22 protein-coding genes and 3 pseudogenes are annotated in these 22,787 nt (G+C 51.4%); 13 read left to right on the top strand and 12 right to left on the bottom strand.

Annotation, left to right across the window (positions count from 1 at the left end; all coding sequences use genetic code 11):
- The first annotated feature begins 69 nt into the window (after nucleotides 1-69).
- Complete coding sequence (locus B2R29_RS02360; protein ID WP_301179612.1) at nucleotides 70-2,277, top strand: primosomal protein N'; 2,208 nt, start codon at nucleotides 70-72, stop codon at nucleotides 2,275-2,277.
- Nucleotides 2,278-2,320: 43 nt separating this feature from the next.
- Nucleotides 2,321-2,485 (top strand): annotated as a pseudogene (locus B2R29_RS02355) (Txe/YoeB family addiction module toxin); the annotation flags it as partial.
- A gap of 62 nt (nucleotides 2,486-2,547) precedes the next feature.
- Here the strand turns inward: B2R29_RS02355 and B2R29_RS02350 are convergent.
- Nucleotides 2,548-2,889: a winged helix-turn-helix transcriptional regulator gene (locus tag B2R29_RS02350; RefSeq protein WP_301179611.1), complete on the bottom strand. Its 342-nt coding sequence runs from the start codon at nucleotides 2,887-2,889 to the stop codon at nucleotides 2,548-2,550.
- Nucleotides 2,890-2,995: 106 nt separating this feature from the next.
- Here B2R29_RS02350 and B2R29_RS02345 point away from each other — a divergent pair, with 106 nt between their 5' ends.
- The 6 genes and pseudogenes from B2R29_RS02345 (at nucleotide 2,996) to B2R29_RS02325 (ending at nucleotide 7,106) form a co-directional block, all read left to right on the top strand.
- Nucleotides 2,996-3,769, top strand: coding sequence for an SDR family NAD(P)-dependent oxidoreductase (locus B2R29_RS02345; protein WP_301179610.1), 774 nt, complete (start codon nucleotides 2,996-2,998; stop codon nucleotides 3,767-3,769).
- A 25-nt stretch (nucleotides 3,770-3,794) separates the two neighbouring features.
- Nucleotides 3,795-4,457: a cupin domain-containing protein gene (locus B2R29_RS02340; RefSeq protein WP_301179609.1), complete on the top strand. Its 663-nt coding sequence runs from the start codon at nucleotides 3,795-3,797 to the stop codon at nucleotides 4,455-4,457.
- Between the two features lie 782 nt (nucleotides 4,458-5,239).
- Nucleotides 5,240-5,494 (top strand): annotated as a pseudogene (locus B2R29_RS16915) (site-specific integrase); the annotation flags it as partial.
- A 144-nt stretch (nucleotides 5,495-5,638) separates the two neighbouring features.
- Nucleotides 5,639-5,773: pseudogene (locus B2R29_RS16910) on the top strand (tyrosine-type recombinase/integrase); the annotation flags it as partial.
- Between the two features lie 83 nt (nucleotides 5,774-5,856).
- Entirely contained in the window at nucleotides 5,857-6,342 is a 486-nt protein-coding gene (locus tag B2R29_RS02330) for a phosphatidylglycerophosphatase A family protein (RefSeq protein WP_287027206.1), read from the top strand.
- 134 nt (nucleotides 6,343-6,476) lie between these two features.
- Entirely contained in the window at nucleotides 6,477-7,106 is a 630-nt protein-coding gene (locus B2R29_RS02325; protein ID WP_287027204.1) for a hypothetical protein, read from the top strand.
- A gap of 13 nt (nucleotides 7,107-7,119) precedes the next feature.
- Here B2R29_RS02325 and B2R29_RS02320 read toward each other — a convergent pair whose 3' ends face one another.
- From B2R29_RS02320 to B2R29_RS02300, 5 genes are all read right to left on the bottom strand, one after another.
- On the bottom strand, nucleotides 7,120-7,992 hold the full coding sequence (locus B2R29_RS02320) for an ATP-grasp domain-containing protein (protein WP_301179607.1): 873 nt from the start codon (nucleotides 7,990-7,992) through the stop codon (nucleotides 7,120-7,122).
- A 2-nt stretch (nucleotides 7,993-7,994) separates the two neighbouring features.
- Nucleotides 7,995-8,597: a hypothetical protein gene (locus B2R29_RS02315; RefSeq protein WP_301179606.1), complete on the bottom strand. Its 603-nt coding sequence runs from the start codon at nucleotides 8,595-8,597 to the stop codon at nucleotides 7,995-7,997.
- A 75-nt stretch (nucleotides 8,598-8,672) separates the two neighbouring features.
- Entirely contained in the window at nucleotides 8,673-9,350 is a 678-nt protein-coding gene (locus tag B2R29_RS02310; protein WP_301179605.1) for a zinc metallopeptidase, read from the bottom strand.
- Complete coding sequence (locus B2R29_RS02305) at nucleotides 9,350-10,174, bottom strand: mechanosensitive ion channel family protein (RefSeq protein ID WP_287027197.1); 825 nt, start codon at nucleotides 10,172-10,174, stop codon at nucleotides 9,350-9,352. The genes B2R29_RS02310 and B2R29_RS02305 overlap by 1 nt, the downstream gene beginning before the upstream one ends.
- Nucleotides 10,167-12,215, bottom strand: a complete 2,049-nt coding sequence (locus tag B2R29_RS02300) for a hypothetical protein (protein ID WP_301179604.1) — start codon at nucleotides 12,213-12,215, stop codon at nucleotides 10,167-10,169. The genes B2R29_RS02305 and B2R29_RS02300 overlap by 8 nt, the downstream gene beginning before the upstream one ends.
- A gap of 177 nt (nucleotides 12,216-12,392) precedes the next feature.
- Here B2R29_RS02300 and ribA point away from each other — a divergent pair, with 177 nt between their 5' ends.
- Nucleotides 12,393-13,007, top strand: coding sequence for a GTP cyclohydrolase II (gene ribA, locus B2R29_RS02295; protein ID WP_301179603.1), 615 nt, complete (start codon nucleotides 12,393-12,395; stop codon nucleotides 13,005-13,007).
- Nucleotides 13,008-13,024: 17 nt separating this feature from the next.
- Here ribA and B2R29_RS02290 read toward each other — a convergent pair whose 3' ends face one another.
- The 5 genes from B2R29_RS02290 to B2R29_RS02270 form a co-directional block, all read right to left on the bottom strand.
- Nucleotides 13,025-14,356, bottom strand: coding sequence for an HD domain-containing phosphohydrolase (locus B2R29_RS02290; RefSeq protein ID WP_301179602.1), 1,332 nt, complete (start codon nucleotides 14,354-14,356; stop codon nucleotides 13,025-13,027).
- A complete protein-coding gene (locus B2R29_RS02285; protein WP_301179601.1) occupies nucleotides 14,346-15,344 on the bottom strand; it encodes a sensor histidine kinase in 999 nt (332 codons plus the stop codon). Before B2R29_RS02285 ends, B2R29_RS02290 begins: the two co-directional genes overlap by 11 nt.
- A gap of 119 nt (nucleotides 15,345-15,463) precedes the next feature.
- Nucleotides 15,464-17,335, bottom strand: a complete 1,872-nt coding sequence (dxs, locus tag B2R29_RS02280; RefSeq protein WP_301179600.1) for a 1-deoxy-D-xylulose-5-phosphate synthase — start codon at nucleotides 17,333-17,335, stop codon at nucleotides 15,464-15,466.
- A gap of 163 nt (nucleotides 17,336-17,498) precedes the next feature.
- A complete protein-coding gene (gene ispA / locus B2R29_RS02275; RefSeq protein WP_301179599.1) occupies nucleotides 17,499-18,374 on the bottom strand; it encodes a (2E,6E)-farnesyl diphosphate synthase in 876 nt (291 codons plus the stop codon).
- Nucleotides 18,371-18,616 carry an exodeoxyribonuclease VII small subunit gene (locus tag B2R29_RS02270; protein WP_301179598.1) on the bottom strand — a complete coding sequence of 82 codons (246 nt, stop codon included), beginning with the start codon at nucleotides 18,614-18,616 and terminating at the stop codon, nucleotides 18,371-18,373. The genes ispA and B2R29_RS02270 overlap by 4 nt, the downstream gene beginning before the upstream one ends.
- Nucleotides 18,617-18,759: 143 nt before the next feature.
- Between B2R29_RS02270 and pomA the strand changes: the two genes are divergently transcribed.
- The 4 genes from pomA (at nucleotide 18,760) to B2R29_RS02250 (ending at nucleotide 21,944) form a co-directional block, all read left to right on the top strand.
- Nucleotides 18,760-19,518, top strand: coding sequence for a flagellar motor protein PomA (pomA, locus tag B2R29_RS02265; RefSeq protein WP_301179597.1), 759 nt, complete (start codon nucleotides 18,760-18,762; stop codon nucleotides 19,516-19,518).
- Nucleotides 19,519-19,524: 6 nt separating this feature from the next.
- The gene (locus B2R29_RS02260) at nucleotides 19,525-20,502 is read left to right on the top strand and encodes a flagellar motor protein MotB (RefSeq protein WP_297533104.1); all 978 of its coding nucleotides are present in this window, start codon (nucleotides 19,525-19,527) and stop codon (nucleotides 20,500-20,502) included.
- Between the two features lie 14 nt (nucleotides 20,503-20,516).
- Nucleotides 20,517-21,104: a PilZ domain-containing protein gene (locus B2R29_RS02255; protein ID WP_301179596.1), complete on the top strand. Its 588-nt coding sequence runs from the start codon at nucleotides 20,517-20,519 to the stop codon at nucleotides 21,102-21,104.
- Between the two features lie 96 nt (nucleotides 21,105-21,200).
- Nucleotides 21,201-21,944, top strand: coding sequence for a 16S rRNA (uracil(1498)-N(3))-methyltransferase (locus B2R29_RS02250; protein WP_349677979.1), 744 nt, complete (start codon nucleotides 21,201-21,203; stop codon nucleotides 21,942-21,944).
- On the opposite strand, the gene B2R29_RS02245 is transcribed toward B2R29_RS02250, so the two are convergent.
- Nucleotides 21,907-22,587: a hypothetical protein gene (locus tag B2R29_RS02245; protein WP_301179595.1), complete on the bottom strand. Its 681-nt coding sequence runs from the start codon at nucleotides 22,585-22,587 to the stop codon at nucleotides 21,907-21,909. The two genes, B2R29_RS02250 and B2R29_RS02245, sit on opposite strands and share 38 nt — an antisense overlap.
- Between the last annotated feature and the right edge of the window lie 200 nt (nucleotides 22,588-22,787).

Genomic DNA, 22,787 nt, shown 5'->3' with positions numbered 1-22,787 from the left:
CAATATACCCTTGCAAGGGCAATAAGGACGCGCATAATACCAGAGCATTCCGTATCAGCAAGCTTTTTCATGTCCTTTTATGTTGTCGACGTCGCTCTGCCCGTCCCCCTGTTACGCACCTTTGACTACCTGCCGGTAGAGGGTGACGCCCGAGAAAACTACCAGCCCGGACAGCGGGTTCGTGCAGACTTTGGCAAACAATTGCTCACTGGCATTGTTTTAGGCACCCGTGACACCAGTGAAGTTCCCGCAAACAAGCTCAAACCCCTGTTAGCACGGCTCGATGATGCACCATTACTCGCGCCGCGCGACCTGAGTCTTGCCCGCTGGATGTCTGATTACTATCACCACAGCCTCGGGGACGTGCTGGAACACTGGATACCTACCATGCTGCGGCGCGGCGCTAAGCTAAGCGAAGCCAACGAAAGCGGCTGGCAACGTATCCCTCCGCCCGATACCGAGCCCGCCCTCAAAGGCAGTAAGCAGCAGGCGTTGTGGCAACAGTTTCAACGGCAGGAATACATTACTCATCGGTTTCTGACAGCTCAGGGCTTCTCGCTTGCCCAGTGCCGTAAGCTGACCGAACTCGGCTTAATTGAAGAGCAGACGCGATTACCTGTCCCGGCACTACCAGAATCGGTTCGACCAGCACTGACGTTAAACGAAGAGCAAGCATCAGCCGTAAATAAAGTCAGTGCCGTACTTGGGCAATTTAAAGCCTGCCTGCTTGAGGGCGTGACAGGATCTGGTAAAACCGAAGTCTACCTCCAGCTGATCGAACAAGTGATTCAACAGGGAAAACAAGCACTGCTGCTGGTGCCCGAAATCGGCTTAACACCACAAACGGTGCGGCGCTTTCAGGAACGCTTTGATGTTCCGGTTGCCCTGCTGCATTCCGGGCTCAATGACCGCGAACGACTTCAGGGCTGGCGACAGGCGCGTGAAGGCCAGGCACGCATTCTGATTGGCACACGCTCAGCAGTATTCACGCCATTACCAGACTTGGGTTTGATTATCCTGGACGAAGAGCACGATGGTTCTTTCAAGCAACAGGATGGTCTGCGCTACTCGGCGCGTGACTTTGCACTGGTTCGCGCCCATCAGGCACAAGTGCCTGTTCTGCTTGGCTCGGCGACGCCATCGCTGGAGACACTTCATAACGCATTAACGGGTAAGTACCTTCATTTGAAACTGACCCGCCGCGCTGGCAATGCGAGACCGCCGGGTATGAAGCTGCACAGTATTCTGCATCAACCACTGGTTCACGGTTTCGCCGAACCGGTACTCAGCGCGATGCAACAACACCTGAACCGGGGCAAGCAGGTATTAGTATTTTTAAACCGCCGGGGATTTGCACCACTACTCGCCTGCAAACAATGCGGCTGGAACGCAGAATGCCGACGTTGCGATGCGCGCATGACACTGCACCAATATCCTCCGCACCTGCATTGCCACCACTGTGATTATCAGCAGCCGGTGCCGAAAGTGTGCCCTGACTGCCATTCGCCAGACATAGAACCGATCGGTCAGGGCACAGAGCGCATTGAAGATCACCTGTCTGCATTATTTCCACAGACGCCGGTCAAGCGTGTCGACCGTGATACCGTGCGCACCAAACAGGCATTTGATGATTTGTTCGAAGAAATTCATACCGGTGACCCATGCATTCTGGTTGGCACGCAAATGCTGGCCAAAGGGCATCATTTTCCGGATGTGACGCTTGTGGTCATTCTCGACAGCGATGCTGGATTGTTCAGTGCGGATTTCCGGGGCATGGAGCACTCAGCACAATTAATTAAGCAGGTTGCAGGGCGGGCCGGGCGCGCAGAAAGCCCCGGCGATGTCTGGATTCAGACCCTGTATGCCGACCATCCGCAACTCAACCTGTTAATAGATGACGGTTATCACGCGTTAGCACTGTCGATATTACGCGAGCGCTTAGATCAACAACTACCGCCTTACTCCCACATGGCCATGCTGCGTAGCGAATGTGAAGACAGAGGAACCGCGCAGCGATTTCTTGAGCAGGCCCGCCACATACTCCAACACTGGTTAAAACAATACGGCCAGAAAGATGCTCCGGTAACATTGCTTGGGCCTGTGCCTGCGATTATGGAGCGACGAAATGGCCGCTATCGTTTTCAGCTGCAAGTGTTCTGCAGCGAACGTAAAGCCCTGCACCAGACACTGGATGCTGCACTAAAACAGCTTCAGACCTTGAAGGGATTCAATAAAGTGCGGTGGCATGTGGATGTTGACCCGTTGGATACACTTTGATCAGTACTGGTAATAGCTCCTGTTGCTCTGCACGTTCGTTGACATCAAAGAAATCCAACGAGAACCGTTCGAAGGAATTGGAAAGCCTGAACCTTTGAAACATGCCCTTTCTGGGTATTGGTCTCGACGCATTAACGACGAGCATCGAATAGTTTATAAAATTCATCAAGAATCCATTCTTATTGCACAACTACGTTATCACTACTGAGCCAAGTGCATAACGCCCGCGTAATAGGCGCGAGCTCGCGAGCGTCCTAATTGACGCGCTTGTTATATTTTATTTTCAATTTCACGTTGTAGTTTTTCAAGCTCATCAAGCACTTTCATAAATTTGGCTCCGAAATCAGTGACTTCGTACTCCACCCTCGGTGGCACCTCATTGTAAGAAATCCGCTCCAAGATCCCAAACTCCGTATTTTTACGTAGGCACTGGTTCAGAACTTTAGTGGTTAAACCTTCAATGCTGCGCACCATTTCACCAGGCCGATTGATTCCATCAGCCAAGAGCTGATAAACCGTAAGAGACCATTTACAGCCATAAATAGTCTCCACTATCTTTGCACTTTCAGTAGGTGCAGTTTTTCTCAAATATTTTTTTTCTCTATCTTTCATAAAGATGTACCAAAAAGTACCTACCTTACCAATTTGTACTTACTTTTTAACGCCACAGTGATTCGATAAATTCTCTCCGTACCTTAACATATATCGGAGAAAATCTATGACAACTTCAAACATCGCATTAATCATCGGTGGTTCGAGCGGAATGGGGCTGGCAACAGCAAAACAACTCGTCGCTCAAGGGACCAGTGTTATTATCTTAGGCAACAACGCTGAAAAGCTGGAGTCGGCCAAGTCTCAGTTAACCGCAATAGCGAGCAATGATATTAATATTGAGACATTACAAGCCAATCTCTATGAGCAACAAGATGTTGACAGAGTGATTCAAGCGATAAACTCGGACGAAAGGCATATCCAATACCTTGTTAATTCGGCAGGCTACTTCAACCCTAAGCCATACTTGGAACACGAATTAGAGGATTATGATGCTTATGCTGTACTGAATCGGGCTACCTTTTTTATAAGCCAAGCCGTATCCCAAAATATGAGTAACAATGGAGGTGGTTCCATTGTTCATATTGGTTCAATGTGGGCAAAGCAAGCGATCAAAGCAACCCCTTCTTCTGCTTATTCCATGGCAAAAGCAGGATTACACGCGTTAACGCAGCATATGGCAATGGAACTAGCCGACCATAGTATTAGGGTAAATGCAGTGTCACCTGCGGTAGTGAAAACGCCAATTTACGAAACTTTTATCGATCCAGCAGAAATGGACGATGCCCTTGCAGGTTTTGACAGCTTCCATCCCATTGGTCGTATTGGTACACCAGATGACGTTGCCAACGCTATCATGTTTCTTTTGAACGAGAGTGCAAGCTGGATAACAGGCGCGATTTGGGACGTTGACGGCGGCGTTATTGCTGGCAGAAATTAGGCAACAATCTTTATTAGAGGTCAATATGACTACCTTAATCAATGCTGATTTCAAGCAACGTGTAGTAATTCAACCCGCCGACTATAAGTGGGTTGATTCTCCTATGCCTGGCGTTGAGCGCATGATGCTTGATCGCGTTGGAGATGAGGTTGCACGAGCGACCTCTATCGTTCGTTATGCACCACACACCGCGTTTTCGTCACACTCTCATAGTGGTGGAGAAGAATTCTTAGTGCTTGATGGTGTGTTTTCGGACGAGCATCAGAACTGCGCAAAGGGGAGCTATGTGCGCAATCCAATTGGTACGTCTCACACACCAAATATAGGTAAAGAGGGTGCAACTATATTGGTAAAGCTACATCAATTTGATCAGGACGACACAGAGCAAAAAATGATAGACACTCAAAACCACCCGTGGCACCAAGGGCTTGTAGATGGGCTAACGGTGATGCCGTTACATGAGTTTAAAGGTGAGAAGGTCGCCTTAGTTAAATGGTCACCTCACACTCAATTTCAATCGCACAACCATTGGGGAGGGGAGGAAATCTTTGTATTGGAAGGCACGTTTTACGATGAGCATGGCCAATATCCCAAAGGCACTTGGCTTCGTAACCCCCACATGAGCCAGCATACGCCCTTTACGAAAGAAGATGGCGCATTGATTTATGTGAAGGTGGGGCATTTGTAAATATAACGCCGCCAGAACGCGGCAATTTTGGAGTGGATTTTTTGTGGCAGCGTAGCGCCCGCCACGAAAAAGCGACGGAAAAATTGCTCGCTGTTACTGGCCTTGTTATGCGCTACTTCCAATTGCCGTCTTCATCGAAACTGTCAGCGTCTACTGCTATCAAGATCTTTGAAGGCTTAGATATTAGGTATGAGATGTTACCCGTTCTCCTACCCGATTTCACAACAACAAGCACTTCAGAACCTTGCTGACTCTCATAAATCGGTGTTTCGATTATTGCACCACTTTCTAACTCAACAAATGTTGATTCGCCACGGTGTGAGCTTATTACTCCGCGCTCAACGCTCACTACTTTTGGAGCGTCGGTTATGTACAGATATATCCAGTAAGTCAACGCAATTAAGCACGCTGCTGAAATAATGTAAATCAAGATCTTACTCAACATGGATACAGCCTACGAGTACGCATAACAGGTTATTAGTGTGCATGCGCGTTTATCCTGGAACACTCTTTCGAGGTTTCCCCAGTAACTTATTGACACCATTGAGAAATCTTCCATAACTCAAATCTCCCTTTCAGAAAAACGCGCACGCCTGTTATTTCGATATACGTGCGCACATAAACTTGTAAACCAAGTTTGTAAGTATCTGATTCGTCTACTGTTTAAGGTACTATCGCCCGGCAAACCGCGCAAGCACGAATGTAAAGCGTGCCATACTTTCTGGAAAATCGCAAAATATACTGTATATTTAAACAGTATCTCTTTACATTTGGAGGCCAGGATGGCTAAGAGTAGATTTCTGACTGAGGTGCGCGAGTATATGCGCCTTCATGGCTACAGTATTCGTACTGAACATACGTATATCTATTGGATCAGGTTCTATATCCGCTTCCATCGGTTGCAGCATCCTTCGACCCTTGGGCCCGACCATGTGGTGATGTTTCTGAGTTTTCTGGCGAATAAGCGTGATGTTGCGATTAACACTCAGAAGGTCGCCTTGAATGCCCTTGCCTTCCTTTACAACAAATATCTGAACCAACCTTTGGGGGATATCGGCTTTTCATTTGCCAGCCGTCCGCGGCACTTGCCCACTGTGTTATCAACGAGTGAGGTAGGGCAACTGCTCGACGTTTGTAATAAGCGGGATCGTCTTATTTTTTCACTGTTATTTGGATCAGGGCTACGCAGTGGTCGTGATATTCGAACGGTTCAGGAGTTGCTCGGTCACAGCGATGTAGCAACGACCCAGATTTATACGCATGTGATCGGTCAGCATTTTGCTGGGACGTCGAGTCCATTAGACTTATTGGGTTAAGTTGTTCGGGGATAAGATCCCCTCCTACATTGCGTGTTTGTCGGTATACTCTCTAGTACGTTTTGATCTGTGCTGAGTATGTTATGACACCTCCTGATATGAAAAACCCGATTCACCTGTTGGCGTTTGGCCTGGGCTCTGGTCTGGCGAAGAAGGCTCCAGGCACTTGGGGTACGTTGGCTGCGCTGCCGGTATGGTGGTTTTTATTACAGGGTGTCCCGACCTTGCCTTATATCGGTGTTTTGCTCGCAGGCTTTGCTTTTGGTGTGGTGATCTGCGAGATAACGTCTCGCGATATGGGCGTGCATGACTTTGGCGGTATCGTTTGGGACGAGTGGATCGGGGTGTGGATTACGTTGTTGTGGCTGCCAGTGTCGGGCAATTTAGGCACTGATTTGCTGTGGCTGGCTTATGCGTTTGCGCTGTTCCGCTTCTTTGACATCATCAAGCCGTGGCCTATCAAATGGCTGGACGCCAAGGTTCATGGCGGCTTCGGTATTATGATTGATGATGTGATCGCCGGTATCTTCGGCCTTGTGGTCGTGCAATTAACAGCCGCTTTGGTCTGATTCCTGGCTATTTTCAGGCCATTCTATAAAACGCTGATCACCCAAACGGGTGATTGTTCTTCAGGTGTCATGATCCTGATGCCATTTAGTGGTATGTTCTTTGACGACATATTCTGGGGTATGAGGAACTTCCCATGACACAATCAGTATTTCCTGTTGCTTCGGTAGTCACCGGCGACACTCAAGACTCTCTTAAACAGGCCGACCCGGTGGCTTATTCCGTGTGGCGTCTTGCAGACGGCAGCCGCGCAATTGAGACGCTGGCCAGTGATGCTGGCATTTCTGTTAAGGAATGCTGGGCAGCCCTTGATCGCCTGGCAGATCAGAATGCGCTTTCTGAGCGAGTGACTCCGCCGTCATCAACTCCACATCCAGCGCTGCTGAATCGTCGTGAGGCCATGAGTAAGGTCATGATGGGGGCGCTCGGTGCTACCGCTCTCATGAATGCGCCACAGGTATTTGCGAATCGAGATATTTCGCTGGAAACTAACCCTGCAGCCGACTCGGATGCCGCAGAGCTGAAGCGCCCGATGGAACAACGCCGCAAGCAAGCGTCTGAGCAGCAGCGAAAAGTCGTCGAAAAGCGCAAGGCCTCTGAGCAGGATCAGAAAGCCGGCCAACAGAAGGTCGTTGAGCAACGCAAGAAGCAGGCGACCAAGCAAGCCGCGGAGAAGCGCAGTAAAGCGACTCAGCAACGTGAGGCGGCGATGGAGAAAAAAGCGAAGCGGGCCCAGCAGGAATCTAAGCGCAAAGCGGTGCAGTAAGAATCTGTCGCGCTTAACCGGCCAGCTGCTCCTTGAGCCGCTGGCCTTTTTGTTTGAGGTAACTTACTAAGCGGTCCGCAACGTCCAGGTTGATTGCGTGCTTCGGATGAGCAAAGTAACAAGGGAAGTTAACTTCTAGAACGTATTCCCTGCCCGAGCTATGCACCAGCACATCAACCCCACCAAATTCCAGCCCCAGGACTTCACAGGCATCGATGGCGAGCTGGTTCGCTGACTCAGGAGCAGGTGTCGTAAAACACTCTTTTTTGTCTTCGTCGACGCATGTTCTGAAATCGCCCTCTTGCGGGATGTTCTGATAAGCAGCAGCGACCTCACCACCGACCACCAGCATCCGCCAGTGCCCTGCTGGTTCGATACTTGCCATCAGATGAACGTACTGACCGTGCGCGCTCTCAAGTGCATCGGCGACTGAATAGAAGGTTGGCCAGTTATCCACACGAACAACACCAACGCCCAGTGATTTTCCGGGTACTTTGAAAATAACAGGAAGACCGCCCAACGCCTCAACTCTGCGCTTCAGTTCTTCCCTGTCTGTTGTCATCGCATGGAAGGTACGAGGCGTTTCTATACCATTGCGAGCAAGGAAAAGTGTCTGGTTATCCCAGATAAGAAATGCGCCCAACGCTTCGCGGTAACAGGTTGCTACGCCCGGATGCACGAGCTGTTGCTCGATTACACAAGACTCATGCGTAATAGCAACCCGATACAGAAGATCACCGTAATTCAATACGGGTGGCGCAACGTGATCAAACAGCGCTGGCTCGATAACAACCGGCTCCAGCGCATGTGCGTGAGCCGCTGCAATCAGCTGCTCCGTCAGGTCTTCTTCTGGCTCATCAGAGATGATAACGAGGCGCTGTGTCATGATCAGTTATCAGCAGATGGGCGCTGAGATTTTAACAATGAAATGACTTTCTTCATATCAAACTGGATGGTCTGTTGAAGCAACGAGCCACGCAGAGTTTTTAGTTTGGTGGCTAGTTCTTCGGTCATCTCGGTGTAAAAAGGCATGCGTACTGACATCTGTACAGTAAATACTCCTTCACCTGCTTCATCTTTCTGAATACGGTACACGCTCAGTTCCATATACTGGCGATTCGGTGGCCATGAGAGAAAGTCCAGAAGTACGACCTTTCCTTTCTCATCCCCCACCAGCTGATACTTTGCACCGGGATTCAGAGCCTGTAGTCCCTCTACAAGGCGAACAGCCACTTTCTGTGGGTCATCTCCAATGTCTTCAATTCGGTAGTTCGCATAGATAACCGTATTGGTCCATGCTTTAAACTCTTCATTCGGCCTGATGTACTGCAATGACGTGACGCCTTCTTCACCTTCAACACGCGCGATTCGTGAATAGACCTCACCATTCACAACAGGAACAACGTCCGCGGGCTTGAGCTCTTCCGCAAAGGCACCAACACCCATGAAAAGTGAAAACGAAAGCACTAATATATTTCGAAGAAACTGCATAAAACCACCATAGATAAAAGACACCTGTAAGACTAACGCCCGAACCTTAAAGCTTCAACGTCCATGAGCGCCTGTTTAACGCCTGAGCAACCGCGCAAGCACACCCAGATTCAGTAGGCTGGCAAGGGATGCCGCAACGTAGGTCATCGCTGCGGCGGTCAGGATGTGGCGCGCTGAGCCCATATCACTCTGACTGAAATACTGGCCCTCTTCGAGCATGGGCAGTGCTTTACCGAAACTGGCATCCCATTCGACCGGCAAGGTCACCAGGTTAACGAGAACGCCAATAAGCATGGAGCCAACCGCTGCAATCAGTGTCCAGCGGGAAAGCGCCGGGTTAATCCAGATCAGCAAGGGCGTCGCCGCCAGAAACACGGGGGCGGCCTTACTGACGATCCAGCTCAAGCGGGCGAGGCCACCACGTAAGGTAAACAAACTCTCATTATTGTGGTGCTGAATCGCGTGCCCTACCTCATGAGCTGCCACGACAACGCCGGTCAGTGAACGTCCCTCAAATTTATCTTTCGTCAGCCGTACCGCTTTATCTTGTGGATCATAGTGATCACCATGCTCAGTCACCTCTACTTTGACGTCGTCGATATTCAGTTTCTGCAATAGATGCCTGGCCATGTCTGCGCCATTTCCCGGGAAATCACTACGCTCATGATTATGCTTTTTGAGCACAGACTTCACCCAGAAACCGGGCAGATACATGATAGCCAGAACAATAACAATGAGAACAAGGTACAACATCACGCCCTCTCTGATGAGACTTTTGGACGTGCAATTTTATGCTCATTCAGCAGCTGTGTGCCACGCAGCACAATGTCACTCTGAAACGCTTTTTCATACCTGACATCCAGTACATACGCTTTAACTCGCAAACGGATGGCCAGCATATGCGCAACCTCCAGTTCTTCGACAACGAATGAGACCGGTTTTTTAAGGTAGGCGTAACGGCTGGTCACTACGACTTCTTCAAGAAGTTTCCGTGCCCATGGGATATCAGCATCCAGCGCAAGATGAAAATCGGTCACCACCATCATGTCGAGTTCGCCTGCATTACCTGACGACACGACGTCGGTAATAAAGCGGGAGTTAGGAATCGTTACCAGGTTATCGTCCAGCGTGACCAGACGAACAGTACGCAACCCGATGGAGACAATTTCACCGTAGGTGTCGCCAAAGCTGACACGGTCGCCAACCCGGAACGGGCGATCAAAGAGCAATAAAATACCCGCAACCAGCGACGCCGCGATATCTTTCAGCGCAAAACCCAGCGCAACAGCGACAGAGCCTGCTGCAGCGAATATCAATTCTTTCGGCGGCTGCAAAACTCCGATCAGTAAACCGACCGTACCAAATATGTAGAGTGCGAAACTCAGTAGCGTCGAAATCTGAAGAATAAAAAATCGCCGCGCCGGAATTTTTTCCATCAGGCGATTACTGACATTATTCAGTGTTTTGGCTAATGCCCAAAGTGCAACGCCACCCGAAAATAACAGGAAGATAGCGTAGAAATTAAAAATACCTGCAACACTCAGCAGGCCATCAACAAGACCACTGGTATCATTCATGCAACATGTTCATCCTGTTAAGAATACTGACAACGGTGTGGTACCAGAGCGCTGTAATTCTATAACGCCCATCCTCTCCTTTTTCGACGATTTCATCCTCCAACGTTGCTTTAAGTGAAAAGCGTACGACGTTTTCGGAGAGGTTGGTAACCCGCATAATTTCAGCGGTATTCAGTGTGCCGTGTATCACAATGGCCGCCAGAATAAACGACTGGTTTGAGCCAGACTTTTCGATTCTGCTCCCGGAGGGAATTCGCGGCACTCTCACTGTCACTTCATTCCTGCGGGTTGTAACAGACTCTTGCCAGAGACGCAGAGCGGTCACCGGAACACCCCGACTCGCATCCCACAGCAAACTGAAGTATCTCTGTTCGGCATTGCGCAATGAATTATTTGCTGGCGCCCGTGTATCCATCAAAACATCATCATAACGAAGGCGGTAACCGCTCTGCTGGTTGCGCGATAAAATCAAAGACCGGATTTCGGCCTGAGTCCAGCGCTTCACCCGAACGACATTACGCATCTGATAATCGCGACCAAACACATTACAGAGATATGCCCAGCTCTGATTATTCATCACTATCATCCAGAAAAGATTACCTGCGCGGGCATTGGTGAGGCTGAGCAGTGCCTGCCACGCATCTAACGCACCGACATCAGCAAGGAACAGGTGTTCGGCGTTATTCAGAACCAATAGGGTCGGTTCGAGTGTTTCATTGGCATTCGCCAGCGCAGCCGGGCCATCCGTCAGATCAACACCAATCTGCTCGCCAACCAAGCTAAACAGGGTATTGGCATCTAGTGTCCGTGCAGGAATATCTAGCATTGCAATGCGAACGCTCTGATCCGCGGCGCCAACTTCTTTGCAGAAGCGTTTTACCGCCGACTTTTTACCAATGCCGGGTTCACCCGTCATCAGGAGTACGTTGTCGTCTCCGCGATCTGCATTCCAGGCACTGTAGTACCGCTGAAAAACATCGCTGAGCCCGGTGTTGATAATCGGATAATCGCCCTCACCGTAACTCTCAAACCAGCGCAGATAATTCTCATCGGTGCATTCTGCGACGTCAGACTCTTCGGCATCTTCTTGTAATTGATTACGCATGCGGAACCAGCGCGCACTAAGACGTTGATACCAGGCAAACTCGCCCAGCAGCTGCTCCATAAATGCGCGGAAAAATAACACCAGATTCAGCGGAATCAGCAAAGGCAATAAGAACACCGTAATGCGTCCGGCCGCCAGCGGCTCGATAATCGGATCAAAACGTTCTGGCGTGAGACGCTTCAGGTTGGTAACCAGTGGCTCGCGATAGAAGTGCAGCAGGTAACTCAGCATTAACCAGCTGAACAGCCAGACCAAAGCTCCAATTAAGTGACTCACTGCCGTGCTTTGCAGCAGGTACTCCGACAAGGTGATGACCACCCATGGCAGTAACAGAAGCGAGGTCACAGAATGAGAGCGTCGCTCTAAAAGCTCGGTTGTCTCGCCATTCAGATAGGTACCCGCCCCCTGGCATGCGCTGAGCAGAAACCACTCTAAAGACAGATTCACCAGCACATAAACAACGTACACAACATAGAGAAGTGGCAGAGCCCCGCCCGGTCCGGCCTCCGCTGAGGGGAATACAGGCACTAGCAACGCCACCCAGAGAAAGAGCAACCAGGGCACCAGAGGAGTAATACTGGTAACAAAGCGGGTCAGCGCACGCAGACCTTTATGTTTGATGTCCCCTGACACCAACTGATTGTGCAGCCCACGAAGGTAGCCCGTCAGCCACGCTGCCAACCAGCGCGACAGTGATCGCAGTGGCCACAGCAGCAATAGAGGCAGCCCTGTGCGCGCAATGATGCTGAGTTCTTCGCCGCTCGGCATGCCTTGAATAAGTAGCGCCCAGGCCCCGAGAACCCCCGCCACCACTGACTGAAGTTCGCCCCATTCCCGCTCTAACAGTGAAACAACTGCGGTACGGTCAACCGCAGCCCAGGCGGCCACAGGCGCCGCAAGTAACAAGGAAAATAATGTAGTTATATAGAATCTCATACTCATCCTGAATAACAGGCAGGTAAAGAAAACGCCACCCGACGCCTATTAGCGGCTACATCGACCGTGGCGTCAACCTGGGTTACGCAAAGAAACACCCTGTTCCGCTCAGAGATTAGGCAATAAGAGCACCTGCTGATAGAATACGCGCCCTGTTTTACTCAGAGGGTAAGCCCCTTGAACATCAATTTCGTCGCCTCATGTAAGCTGCCAACACCTTTCGGTGTGTTTACCATGCATGGTTTTGAGGAAGCAGAAACAGGGAAAGAACACATCGCACTGACCATGGGTACGCTGGATGACGGCGAGCCGGTGCTCTTGCGTGCCCATTCTGAATGTCTGACGGGCGATGCGCTTTTCAGCATGCGTTGTGACTGCGGTTACCAACTGGAAGAAGCTCTGCGTTCGGTATCGGAAGCCGGCCGTGGCGTTGTCCTTTACCTGCGACAGGAAGGTCGTGGCATCGGTCTTCTCAATAAGGTGAAAGCCTATAATCTTCAAGATCAGGGCGCAGACACGGTAGAGGCCAACGAGCAACTGGGTTTCGGCGCTGACATGCGAAACTACGGCATGTGCCAACCGATGCTGAAACATCTTGGTGTCACATCTATCCGTCTGATGACCAACAATCCGCGTAAAGTGAAAGCTCTGGGTGATGCCGGAGTTACCATCGAAGAGCGGGTCGCCATCGAAGTGGGCCGCAACCCCCACAACAATGGCTATCTCAACACGAAAGCCAGTAAGCTGGGGCACTACCTCTCGACGCATCAGGACGACGAGCCAGAAGCATAATCGTTCGCCGTCTCAGGCTACTCTTCATCCTGTGGCGGCTTTCTTACGTGCACGAAGATTTCGTGCCCTTCAAACTGACGCATCAATGCCTGTAGTTTGGCGACATGACGCTCCGTTAGTTGAGTCCCGGTTGAGAGCAGCACGGCACCTCCGGGGCTGACCAGATTGCCCGCGAGGATCATTCCTTCTTTCACATCCGCGATATTCAGACGTTCCATGCTGGAGATCGCACCGCCGTCGTAGGTTTCCAGAGTTTCAGCAAAGATATCCACCAACTCCCGGTCATAGCGTTGCCCGGCCAGCTTCAGAAGATACACTCGGGCGTCTTTCTCGCTGAGAGGCTCGCCCAGGAAGTTGCTCTCGCGCTGCAACTCTGCGTAATCGCACACTATGCGCAGTATCCGTGAGGGCTTAGGGATTGCATCTCCGGCAAGGCGATCAGGAAAGCCCTTACCGTTATAAAGCTCCATGTGCGAGCGGATGATATTGGCAGCATTCTGCAGTGGCTCAAGCAGCATCAAAGATGTCTGACCGTTAATGGTGAAACGCGCGTATTCCTGTTTTTCGGCATTACTCATCTGCGGAATGGCTTTATTCAGAACGGAATCTGACAGCGACATTTTTCCGAGATTTTTCAGAAGTGCAGCGTAATAGGTATCGTTAATCTGAGCTTCATCAAGCCCCGAATTTTTAGCGAACGAACGAACCAGCTCAGCAAAACGTTCAGTAGAGCCTTTTTCCATACCAAGGCGATCTTCCATACTGCCGACAAGAATATGCACCATGGCATCAAACTCGTGCCTCAGGGTTTTATACGCATCCTGGAGCTTTGCTTCGGCTTCGCCCACCGCATCCGAGGAGGCTTCATATTTCGCCTGCAACTCACGGTTAAGTCTCGCCAGCTCATCATTCTGCTCAACGATGTGTGCGCTCAGGCGCTGATTAGCCGACTTCAGCTCTTTGGATTCAAGTGCCTCAGCAACCATATCCCTGAGCTGGTCGTTGTCCCAGGGTTTCGAGATATAACGATAGATGTTGCCTTCATTCACGGCCTTGATAGCTGAATCAAGATCAGAATACCCGGTCAACAAGACGCGAATCATCGCCGGGTATTGCTCAAAGCAGGACTTCAGCAGCTCTGCACCGGACATACCAGGCATGCGCATGTCCGAAATAATCATATCGAATGAATCAGTTTCGAGAATGCTGAGTGCTTCTTCACCGCCATTTGCCAACACAACGTCGTAGTGGCGGTAGAACAGTCGTTTCAGGGCCTGCAAGACACCCTGCTCATCATCGACCAGCAGTAACCGGCCACTCTTCTCCCGGCCTGTGGTTTCAATTGACATGGTCTTTCTCTCCATTGCGAACGGGTAGCGCCAGAGTGAAACGGGTGCCTTCACCCACACGACTATCTACTGAAATAGTCCCCTGATGCTCTTCTATTAATTTGTAGCACAAGGCCAGACCTATGCCCGTGCCTTTACCTTCTGCACGAGTCGTAAAAAATGGCTCGAAAATACGGGCCTGTACTTCCGGGGACATTCCGCACCCGGTATCTGAGATTTCAGTATAGAAGATATCTCCGCGGTGATACTGACGGATACTGACGACACCGGGCCCCACATCAATTGCGTGCAATGCATTGATCATCATATTCATGATCACCTGGGCGAAGCGCGAAGGGTGACAAAGCATCAACGGAGCGGAGACCAGCTCCAACTCAAGATTTACATTCGCCGGAAGTCTGCTTCGGATGACATTGAAGACGGCCTGCAGATCCGTATTGATATCAGCAACCTGCATGCTGGCGTCACTGCGACGACTGAGGGTCTGCATATCAGCGACGATACGCTCAATGTGGGCGATACCTTCGAGACAGTCTTTCAGACGCTCCGGAGCGCCTTTACAGACTTCGGCGACATCAAGGTTGTGATAAGCAGCCAGTGCTTTCTGATAAAACGGGTTGCGGATTTCGAGGTGATCAGAGGCGCTATCAAGAACACTGATGAAGGCGTTGTAGGCCTCGATATCTTCATTCAGGCCGTGCAAATTGCTGTGGATGTAGGCGAGTGGATTGTTGATTTCATGACCAATGCCAGCGGCAGCTTCACCTAACGTGGCGAGGCGCTCAGCTGAGTGAGCCTGCATTTCGATCTGCGCCTCAGCTCGTCTCCGGCACCAGGCAGACACACGCCAGATAACTAACGCAGAAAAGAGCACCAGCCCTGCACTTGCTGCCGGAGACAAGGGGCCGAACAATGCAGAACATGCGTAACCACATAAAGTCACGATTATCAGTGCAGAGATAGCGGTAAACTGGCGTCGCAGCGGCATGAACCCCTCCGGAACTGAACCTTCATTCAGTTAAGCAGCTTCGCTGTGAAGCGCCCGCCGTAAGGGGCAAATAACGAGTGACTAATCAGACACTTAGAGCGTGTTTACGATCACTGTAATCAGTCTTGAGGGAGGTGGCGTCGGATCGCTGCGAGAATAGAGGACTCATCAATACCCGCAACAATATGCTGCTGGGTCGGTGAATCGTGCTCAATGTAGGTATCCGGAATACCGAGAACTTCAACCGTCGACTTAAGCCCCTGCTGAGCCAGCGACTCGAGCACAGCAGAGCCTGCTCCCCCCATGCGGGCGTTCTCTTCAACCGTCACTAACAGGTCGTGCGTTTCTGCCAGCTCTGCTACCAAGGCATCATCCATCGGTTTCACAAAGCGCATATCAGCGACCGTTGCATCAGCGACATCAGCGACTTTCAACGCCGCAGATAGAGGCGCGCCAAACGCCAGGATAGCGACCTTCTTGCTTTGCGATTCGCGACGAATAACGCCTTTCCCCAGAGGCAACACATCAAGTGGCGCATCGATGGCAGCCCCTGTGCCAGAACCTCGCGGATAGCGAACAGCGGCCGGGCCTTCGTGCAGATAACCGGTATTCAGCATCTGGCGACATTCGTTCTCATCCGATGGCGTCATGATGACCATCTTAGGAATGCACCGAAGGTAACTGAGGTCATACGCGCCGTGGTGCGTTGGGCCATCTTCGCCCACCAGCCCCGCGCGGTCGATGGCGAACAGTACATCGAGGTCCTGAAGCGCGACGTCATGAATCAGCTGATCATATGCGCGCTGCAGGAAGGTCGAGTAAATAGCGACGACAGGCTTTACCTGTTCACAGGCCATACCCGCTGCCAGCGTCACAGCGTGCTGCTCAGCAATAGCGACATCGAAGTAGCGGTCAGGAAATTCCTGCGAAAAACGAATCAGGTCTGAACCTTCACGCATCGCCGGCGTAATACCAACCAGGCGCTCATCCTGAGCTGCAACGTCACATAACCAACGGCCAAATACATTGGAATAGCTTGGCTTCGAAGCTTTTGCTGGCCCGCCTTTCTGGGCCTTCAGCGCATGGTAGCGAATCGGCTCTTCTTCCGCAGGAGTAAAACCTTTGCCCTTCTGGGTCACGATGTGCAGAAAGCGTGGACCTTTGAGTTTCTTGAGACTCGCGAGTGTCGCCACCAGTTCGTTCAGGTCATGACCATCGACCGGGCCATAATAATTGAAGCCAAGTTCTTCAAACAGAGTGCCTGGTGCCACCATGCCTTTCATGTGTTCTTCTGTGCGCTTGGCGAACTCCCAGGCGGCCGGAATATTCTCAAGAACACGCTTACTGCCTTCACGCATAGCAGAGTAGGTCTGGCTCGACCAGATACGGGTGAAGTACTTGTTCAGAGCACCAACGTTATTCGAGATCGACATATCATTGTCGTTAAGAATAACCAGCATATCGGCTTTTTCGTGACCGGCATGATTGAGAGCCTCGAACGCCATACCAGCACTCATGGCGCCGTCACCAATCACGGCAACGCTTTTGTTCGGTAGGCCACGATGACGGAAACCAAGCGCCATCCCCAAAGCCGCACTGATCGAGGTACTGGAGTGACCAACGCCAAAGGTGTCGTACTCACTTTCGGTACGCAGAGGAAACGCAGCCGGGCCTTCGGCAGAACGGATCTTGGGCAACTGCTCGCGCCGGCCTGTCAGAATTTTGTGCGGATAGGCCTGATGACCCACATCCCAGACAATGCGATCGTCTGGGGTATCAAAAACGTGATGCAGAGCTACCGTCAGTTCAACAACGCCCAGACCGGCACCAAAATGGCCGCCCGACTGTCCAACGCTATAAATGAGATATTCACGCAGCTCACGACACAGAGGCTGTAACTGAGCAGGGCTCAGCTCGCGCAGGTCCGCTGGGGATTCAATCTGATCCAGCAGTGGCGTCTCTGGTCTGTGTTTGGGAATCTCTGTAAACATCTGAAGGAACTGCTTCCGGTAGAAAAAGTGCACCGGCAGCGCCGGAAAACTAAAGGGGTGCATTCTACCGGCTGAGAGACAAGATGAGTAGTTAAAACTCCCCTGCCCGCCAATCCCCTGCCCGCGAATACGGACAGGTGAGCTCTGTAGTGTCACTGCGGTGTCAGTGATCGCGCTCGATTATGTAGCGCGCCAGCGACTCGAGTGTCGAGGTATCACCGGGCAAACTGGCGAGTGCCTGAATCGCTTCATCCACAAGGGCTTCCGCACGCGTGCGGGCGCCTTCAAGCCCAAGTAATGATGGATACGTTGGTTTATTCAACGCCTCATCTGCACCCTGCTGCTTTCCCAATACCGCGGTATCGCCTTCGACATCAAGAATGTCATCCTGTACCTGAAAGGCCAGGCCAACGGCTATCGCGTATGTATCAAGGGCTTCGGTAATGGAAGCATCTGTGTGCTTATCAGCGCAGATGGCCCCCATCTGCACGGCCGCTCTGATCAGGGCTCCGGTTTTATGCAGGTGCATATGTTCGAGCTGTTCAACGGCCATCGATTTACCAACGTTATTAATATCAATCGCCTGACCGCCCACCATGCCTGCGCTGCCAGCAGCACGACCGAGCACCTGAACCAACTGCAGGCGCTGCCTTTCTGATAGTTCTCTCGCCGACGCTAACACTTCATAGGCACCATTGAGCAGTGCGTCTCCGGCAAGGATTGCAGTCGCTTCATCGAAGGCTATATGACAGGTTGGCTTACCGCGGCGCAGATCATCATCATCCATCGCTGGGAGGTCATCATGGACGAGGCTGTAGCTATGGATCATTTCAAGCGCGACGGCGGCACAGTCTGCAAGTGACTGCTCGGTATTGAGCGCATCCATGGTCGCGTAGACGAGATACGGCCTCAGACGCTTGCCACCATTCATCAGGCCATAATGCATAGCATCAGCCAGACGCTGATCAGCGATGCCCAGATCCGCGAGTCTGGCTTCAGCCAACTCAGCGACGCGGGCTTGCAAAGGCTGCAGGTTCATTCGCCGGCGTCTCCGCCCTGGAATGGCTGGGCGTCACTCTGACCATTGCGCTCCATAAGAAGCTGCACTCGCTGCTCGGCTGCCGTTAATGCTTGCTGGCACTGGCGAGTGAGGCCAATACCTTTTTCGAATGCTTCCAGGCTGTCTTCAAGGGTCAGCTCACCGCTTTCCATACGGGTGACCAGAGCTTCGAGTTCAGACAAGGCCGACTCAAAACCAAAGGATGAGGATTTCTCAGACATAGTTACTCCTGTCGTAAGGCTCGAACACTAAACCCAAGGCATGAGCGGGTCAACACAGGCTTTTTTTGTCAGATCACAGGAAGAACTGCAGGAAGCGTCTAAACTCTGTTACAGAAGCTACCTCAGTATGGAAAGGAGTGAGTGTGGATCTCGCGTCATTAGTAGGCCTTGTCGGCGCGTTCGGTATCGTAATTTTCGCCATGATTCTCGGTGGCGATATCACCATGTTTGTTAACGTGCCGTCGCTGCTGATTGTTATTGTCGGAAGTCTCTTTGCTGTAATGATGAAATTCGAGCTGGGCCAGTTTCTGGCTGCCGGAAAAGTCGCGGGCAAAGCATTTGCGTTCAAATTGATCAAACCTGAAGACCTGATTGGTGAAATTGTCGAGCTCGCCGGGCTTGCCCGTAAGGGGGGGCTGTTGTCTCTGGAAGGCAAAGAGGTCAGCGATGAGTTTCTGAGTAAAGGGATTCAGCTACTCGTGGATGGTCACGACCCCGACGTTGTGAAAACCCTTCTCAGTAAAGAAATGAAACTCGCCAGTGAGCGCCACGATACCGGCATTACGATTTTCAAATCACTTGGCGATGTAGCACCCGCCATGGGGATGATCGGCACCCTGATTGGTCTGGTCGCCATGCTGGCAAACATGGATGACCCGAAAGCCATCGGCCCGGCAATGGCGGTTGCCCTCCTGACTACACTCTACGGCGCCATGGTTGCAACCATGTTGTCGCTGCCCATGGCAGATAAGCTGAATCTGAGAAAAAACGAAGAAGATCGGCTTAAGTCGATGATCATTGACGCCTTACTGGCAATTCAGAACGGTCAGAACCCGCGAGTTATTGAATCCATGCTGCAAGCCTACATTCAGGAAGGCAAACGCGTAGCGGCGAGCGAGTAGTAAGTCATGGCTGAAGAAGAAGACGAATGTCCACCCTGTCCCGATGGGATACCCGGCTGGGTAATGACCTTTGCCGACCTGATGTCGCTGTTGATGTGCTTTTTCGTGCTCCTGCTGTCATTTTCAGAAATGGACGCACGCAAGTTCAAACGTCTGGCCGGTGAACTTCGAGATGCCTTTGGTGTGCAGACGGTGGTTAATGCCAGTGATCCGCCAAAGGGGACCAGTGTGATCGCCCGGCATTTCAGCCCGTCGATTCCTGAGCCGACACCGATTAATGAAGTCCGGCAAAAAACCAGCGACATTACCAAAAGCTCGCTCGAAGTGCTGTGCCAGGATGAGGTGACGCAGCAGGAAGAACGTCAGGGCGACCGCGGCATGCAAACGCGCGAAGTCGTCGTGCCACGTGAGGATATCGAAAATAAGAAAAGCGAAGAGATGGCCGTCGAAATGGCTGCTCAGCTTGAAAACGAAATCGCACAGGGCCAGGTCGAGATTGAGACCGTAGGTAAGAAAATTATTATCCGCATTCAACAAAGAGGCGCTTTCCGTTCGGGTTCGGATTATATCGAGGATCGTTTTTTACCTGTGATCGACAAAATCCGGGAAGTGCTCGTTGATATTCCCGGCAAAATATCCGTCGAGGGGCACACCGATGATATTCCACTCGCAGGCGGCCCATTCCGCTCAAACTGGGGATTATCGACTGCCCGTGCCGTTGCCTTCGCGCAGGAACTGTTTATTGCTCCTGAGATGAACTCGGACCGGTTTCAGGTGGTGGGCCATGCTGACAAAAAACCGCTAGTGCCCAATATTGATGATGCTTCCCGCGCGCGCAATCGACGGGTAGAGATCGTCATTTTACGCACACATGAATTTGATGATGACGATCAACCGGAAATCACTCCGACGCAACAGGAGATTGATGACGCGGCAACCGCCCGCCCGGAAGATTTTGAATTAAATCCCAACGAAATATTCTGATCGGGAGAGAAACGATGGAAATAGGAACAGTGGAAGAGAGACGCCGTTATTTCCGCCTGGATGATGAAGTCATCCTGGATTTTGAAGCCATCTCACAAGAAGAAGTGCAACGCTGGAAAGCCCGCCATCAGGATCACATCAATGAGCTGGCAGAACTCGAACGCGACATCGCTGGTGTGCTGCATCAGGTACAGGCACAGAACCCCACGGTTGCCCGCTTGTTTGAACTGCTGAACCAGAAGGTCAACTTGCTGAACTCCCCTGTTGGGCCAGACGCAAAACCCGAACTATCACAAACCGAAGTGCGCACGCGGGTGAATCTGAGCGCCTGCGGCATGGCATTCCATTCCACAGAACCACTCAGTGAGAGTGACAATCTGCGACTGCAGATGCAGCTTAAGCCGTCCAATATTCCAGTGACTCTAATGGGGACAATTGTTGGTGTGGAGCATACGGCAGACCCTGATGCTCCCTATCTTGTGCGAGTCGATTTTGAAGGTCTCAGAGAGGCAGAACAGGAAATTCTGATTCACCACCTGTTCCAGCTACAATCACGCCGCTTGCGCTCAGAGCGCGAAGCTCAGAACGATGCGGCTTGCTGAACTTCATTTCAAAAGGCCTCATTTACTGCAGTAAAAGAGGCCTCCCCTCTGCTATCATGCGCCTTACTTCATTCACTAATACTCTGTTGAGAGCGCATGATGTCTGGCCCTCGAATTTATACTCCCGAGCCACTCACTGAAAATACGACCGTCGCACTGGATGACCAGGCAGTAACGCACCTCGTCCGTGTTTTACGTATGAAAGAGGGCGACGATCTGCGTCTCTTCAATGGTGATGGTTCTGAGTATCAGGCACAGCTCATCATCGAGAGCAAGAAATCCGCATCGGCATCAGTGACGCATGTCATCCGACAGGATGCTCCGCTGAAACTGGAGATACATCTGGGTCAGGTCATCTCAAAAGGTGACCGGATGGATTTTACTATTCAGAAGGCAACGGAATTAGGCGTGACTGACATTACGCCGTTGACGAGTGAACGTTGTGATGTGCGCCTGAAAGGCGATCGCATGGAGAAAAAGCTCGAGCACTGGCAGAAAGTTGCCATCTCCGCCTGCGAACAGAGTGGAAGAAATACCGTTCCGGTAATCCATCCACCAAAGTCGCTGAGTGACTGGAGCACTGACACAGATGCCGACAGAAAGTTGCTGCTTCACCCTCACAACCAGAAGCCCCTCGAATCTGAGGTGTCCTCCGGCCAGTCTCCACAAAGCATTGCGCTTCTGGTTGGCCCCGAAGGCGGTTTCTCTGACATTGAGGTGACTCAATGTCAGGAGTCAGGGTTTGATGGTTTACTACTCGGGCCTCGCATACTTCGTACCGAGACCGCAGCGCTGACAGCTCTCAGCGTTCTCCAGTATGTGTGGGGTGACTTTCGCTGATGAGGCGGATACTTTTCCAGTCCCAATAGGATGACAGAAAGTAAATCCCGATAAACAGGGTCGCCCACCATTCAATGATGCGCTTACCGTGGCTCATTTCTATCCCAACAGTCACTCCGGCGAAAGCAATAAACATAAACCAGAGAATGCCCATGACTGCAGTCTTCACTGCAAAACTCGGTACCTGTAGCCCTTTTTTCCTCGCTTTAAAGGTAAGAACGTACGCGGTCGTAAGTGCAATCAACATCCCCTGAAAAAACAGATTGGCACCGCGCACGTGTATCCCCCAACGGGTATCTGATTTCTCGGGCAGCAACACGGCCGTACCTGCCAACAGACCAACCGCAGCCAACACACCAAAAAACTGCATTGAGCCCAGCGCAACACGCCCGGAATACGGGCTCAGCCAAACACGATAAACCTGCCACCAGATAACGAAAAATGCACATGCGGCAATCATTCCCCCACGAAAGATAAAGCCTGCGTCACCTTTCATTCCGGTATGAGTTATATCCGTACAGCCATCGAAAAACGGGTTACATAGTTCTGCGGTACCCGCCGAGGTTCCAACAAAATAAGTCACCGCAATCGTACCCATTGAGAGTACGAAGGATGCTAAGGCAATAAACTGACCGAACGACACGAAACCTCCCGAATAGGCTGATCTGCAGCCCAGTAAAATGTGGCGACATAGTATCAATCAATCCCATCAGGTAGAACGTTTATCACTAGAGATTCACAGGTAACCACCGAGGCTGCGGGTAGTTGTTGGTAAAAGCAGGTGGCGAGGGCCGTGCACAGCATGGATGCTGTGCCCGAGCCTACAGGGACGTATTTACGGCG

The sequence above is a fragment of the Thalassolituus sp. UBA3500 genome (genome assembly GCF_002377545.1).
Taxonomy (GTDB): domain Bacteria; phylum Pseudomonadota; class Gammaproteobacteria; order Pseudomonadales; family Oceanobacteraceae; genus Thalassolituus.
This window is presented reverse-complemented; position numbering and strand designations above follow the sequence as displayed.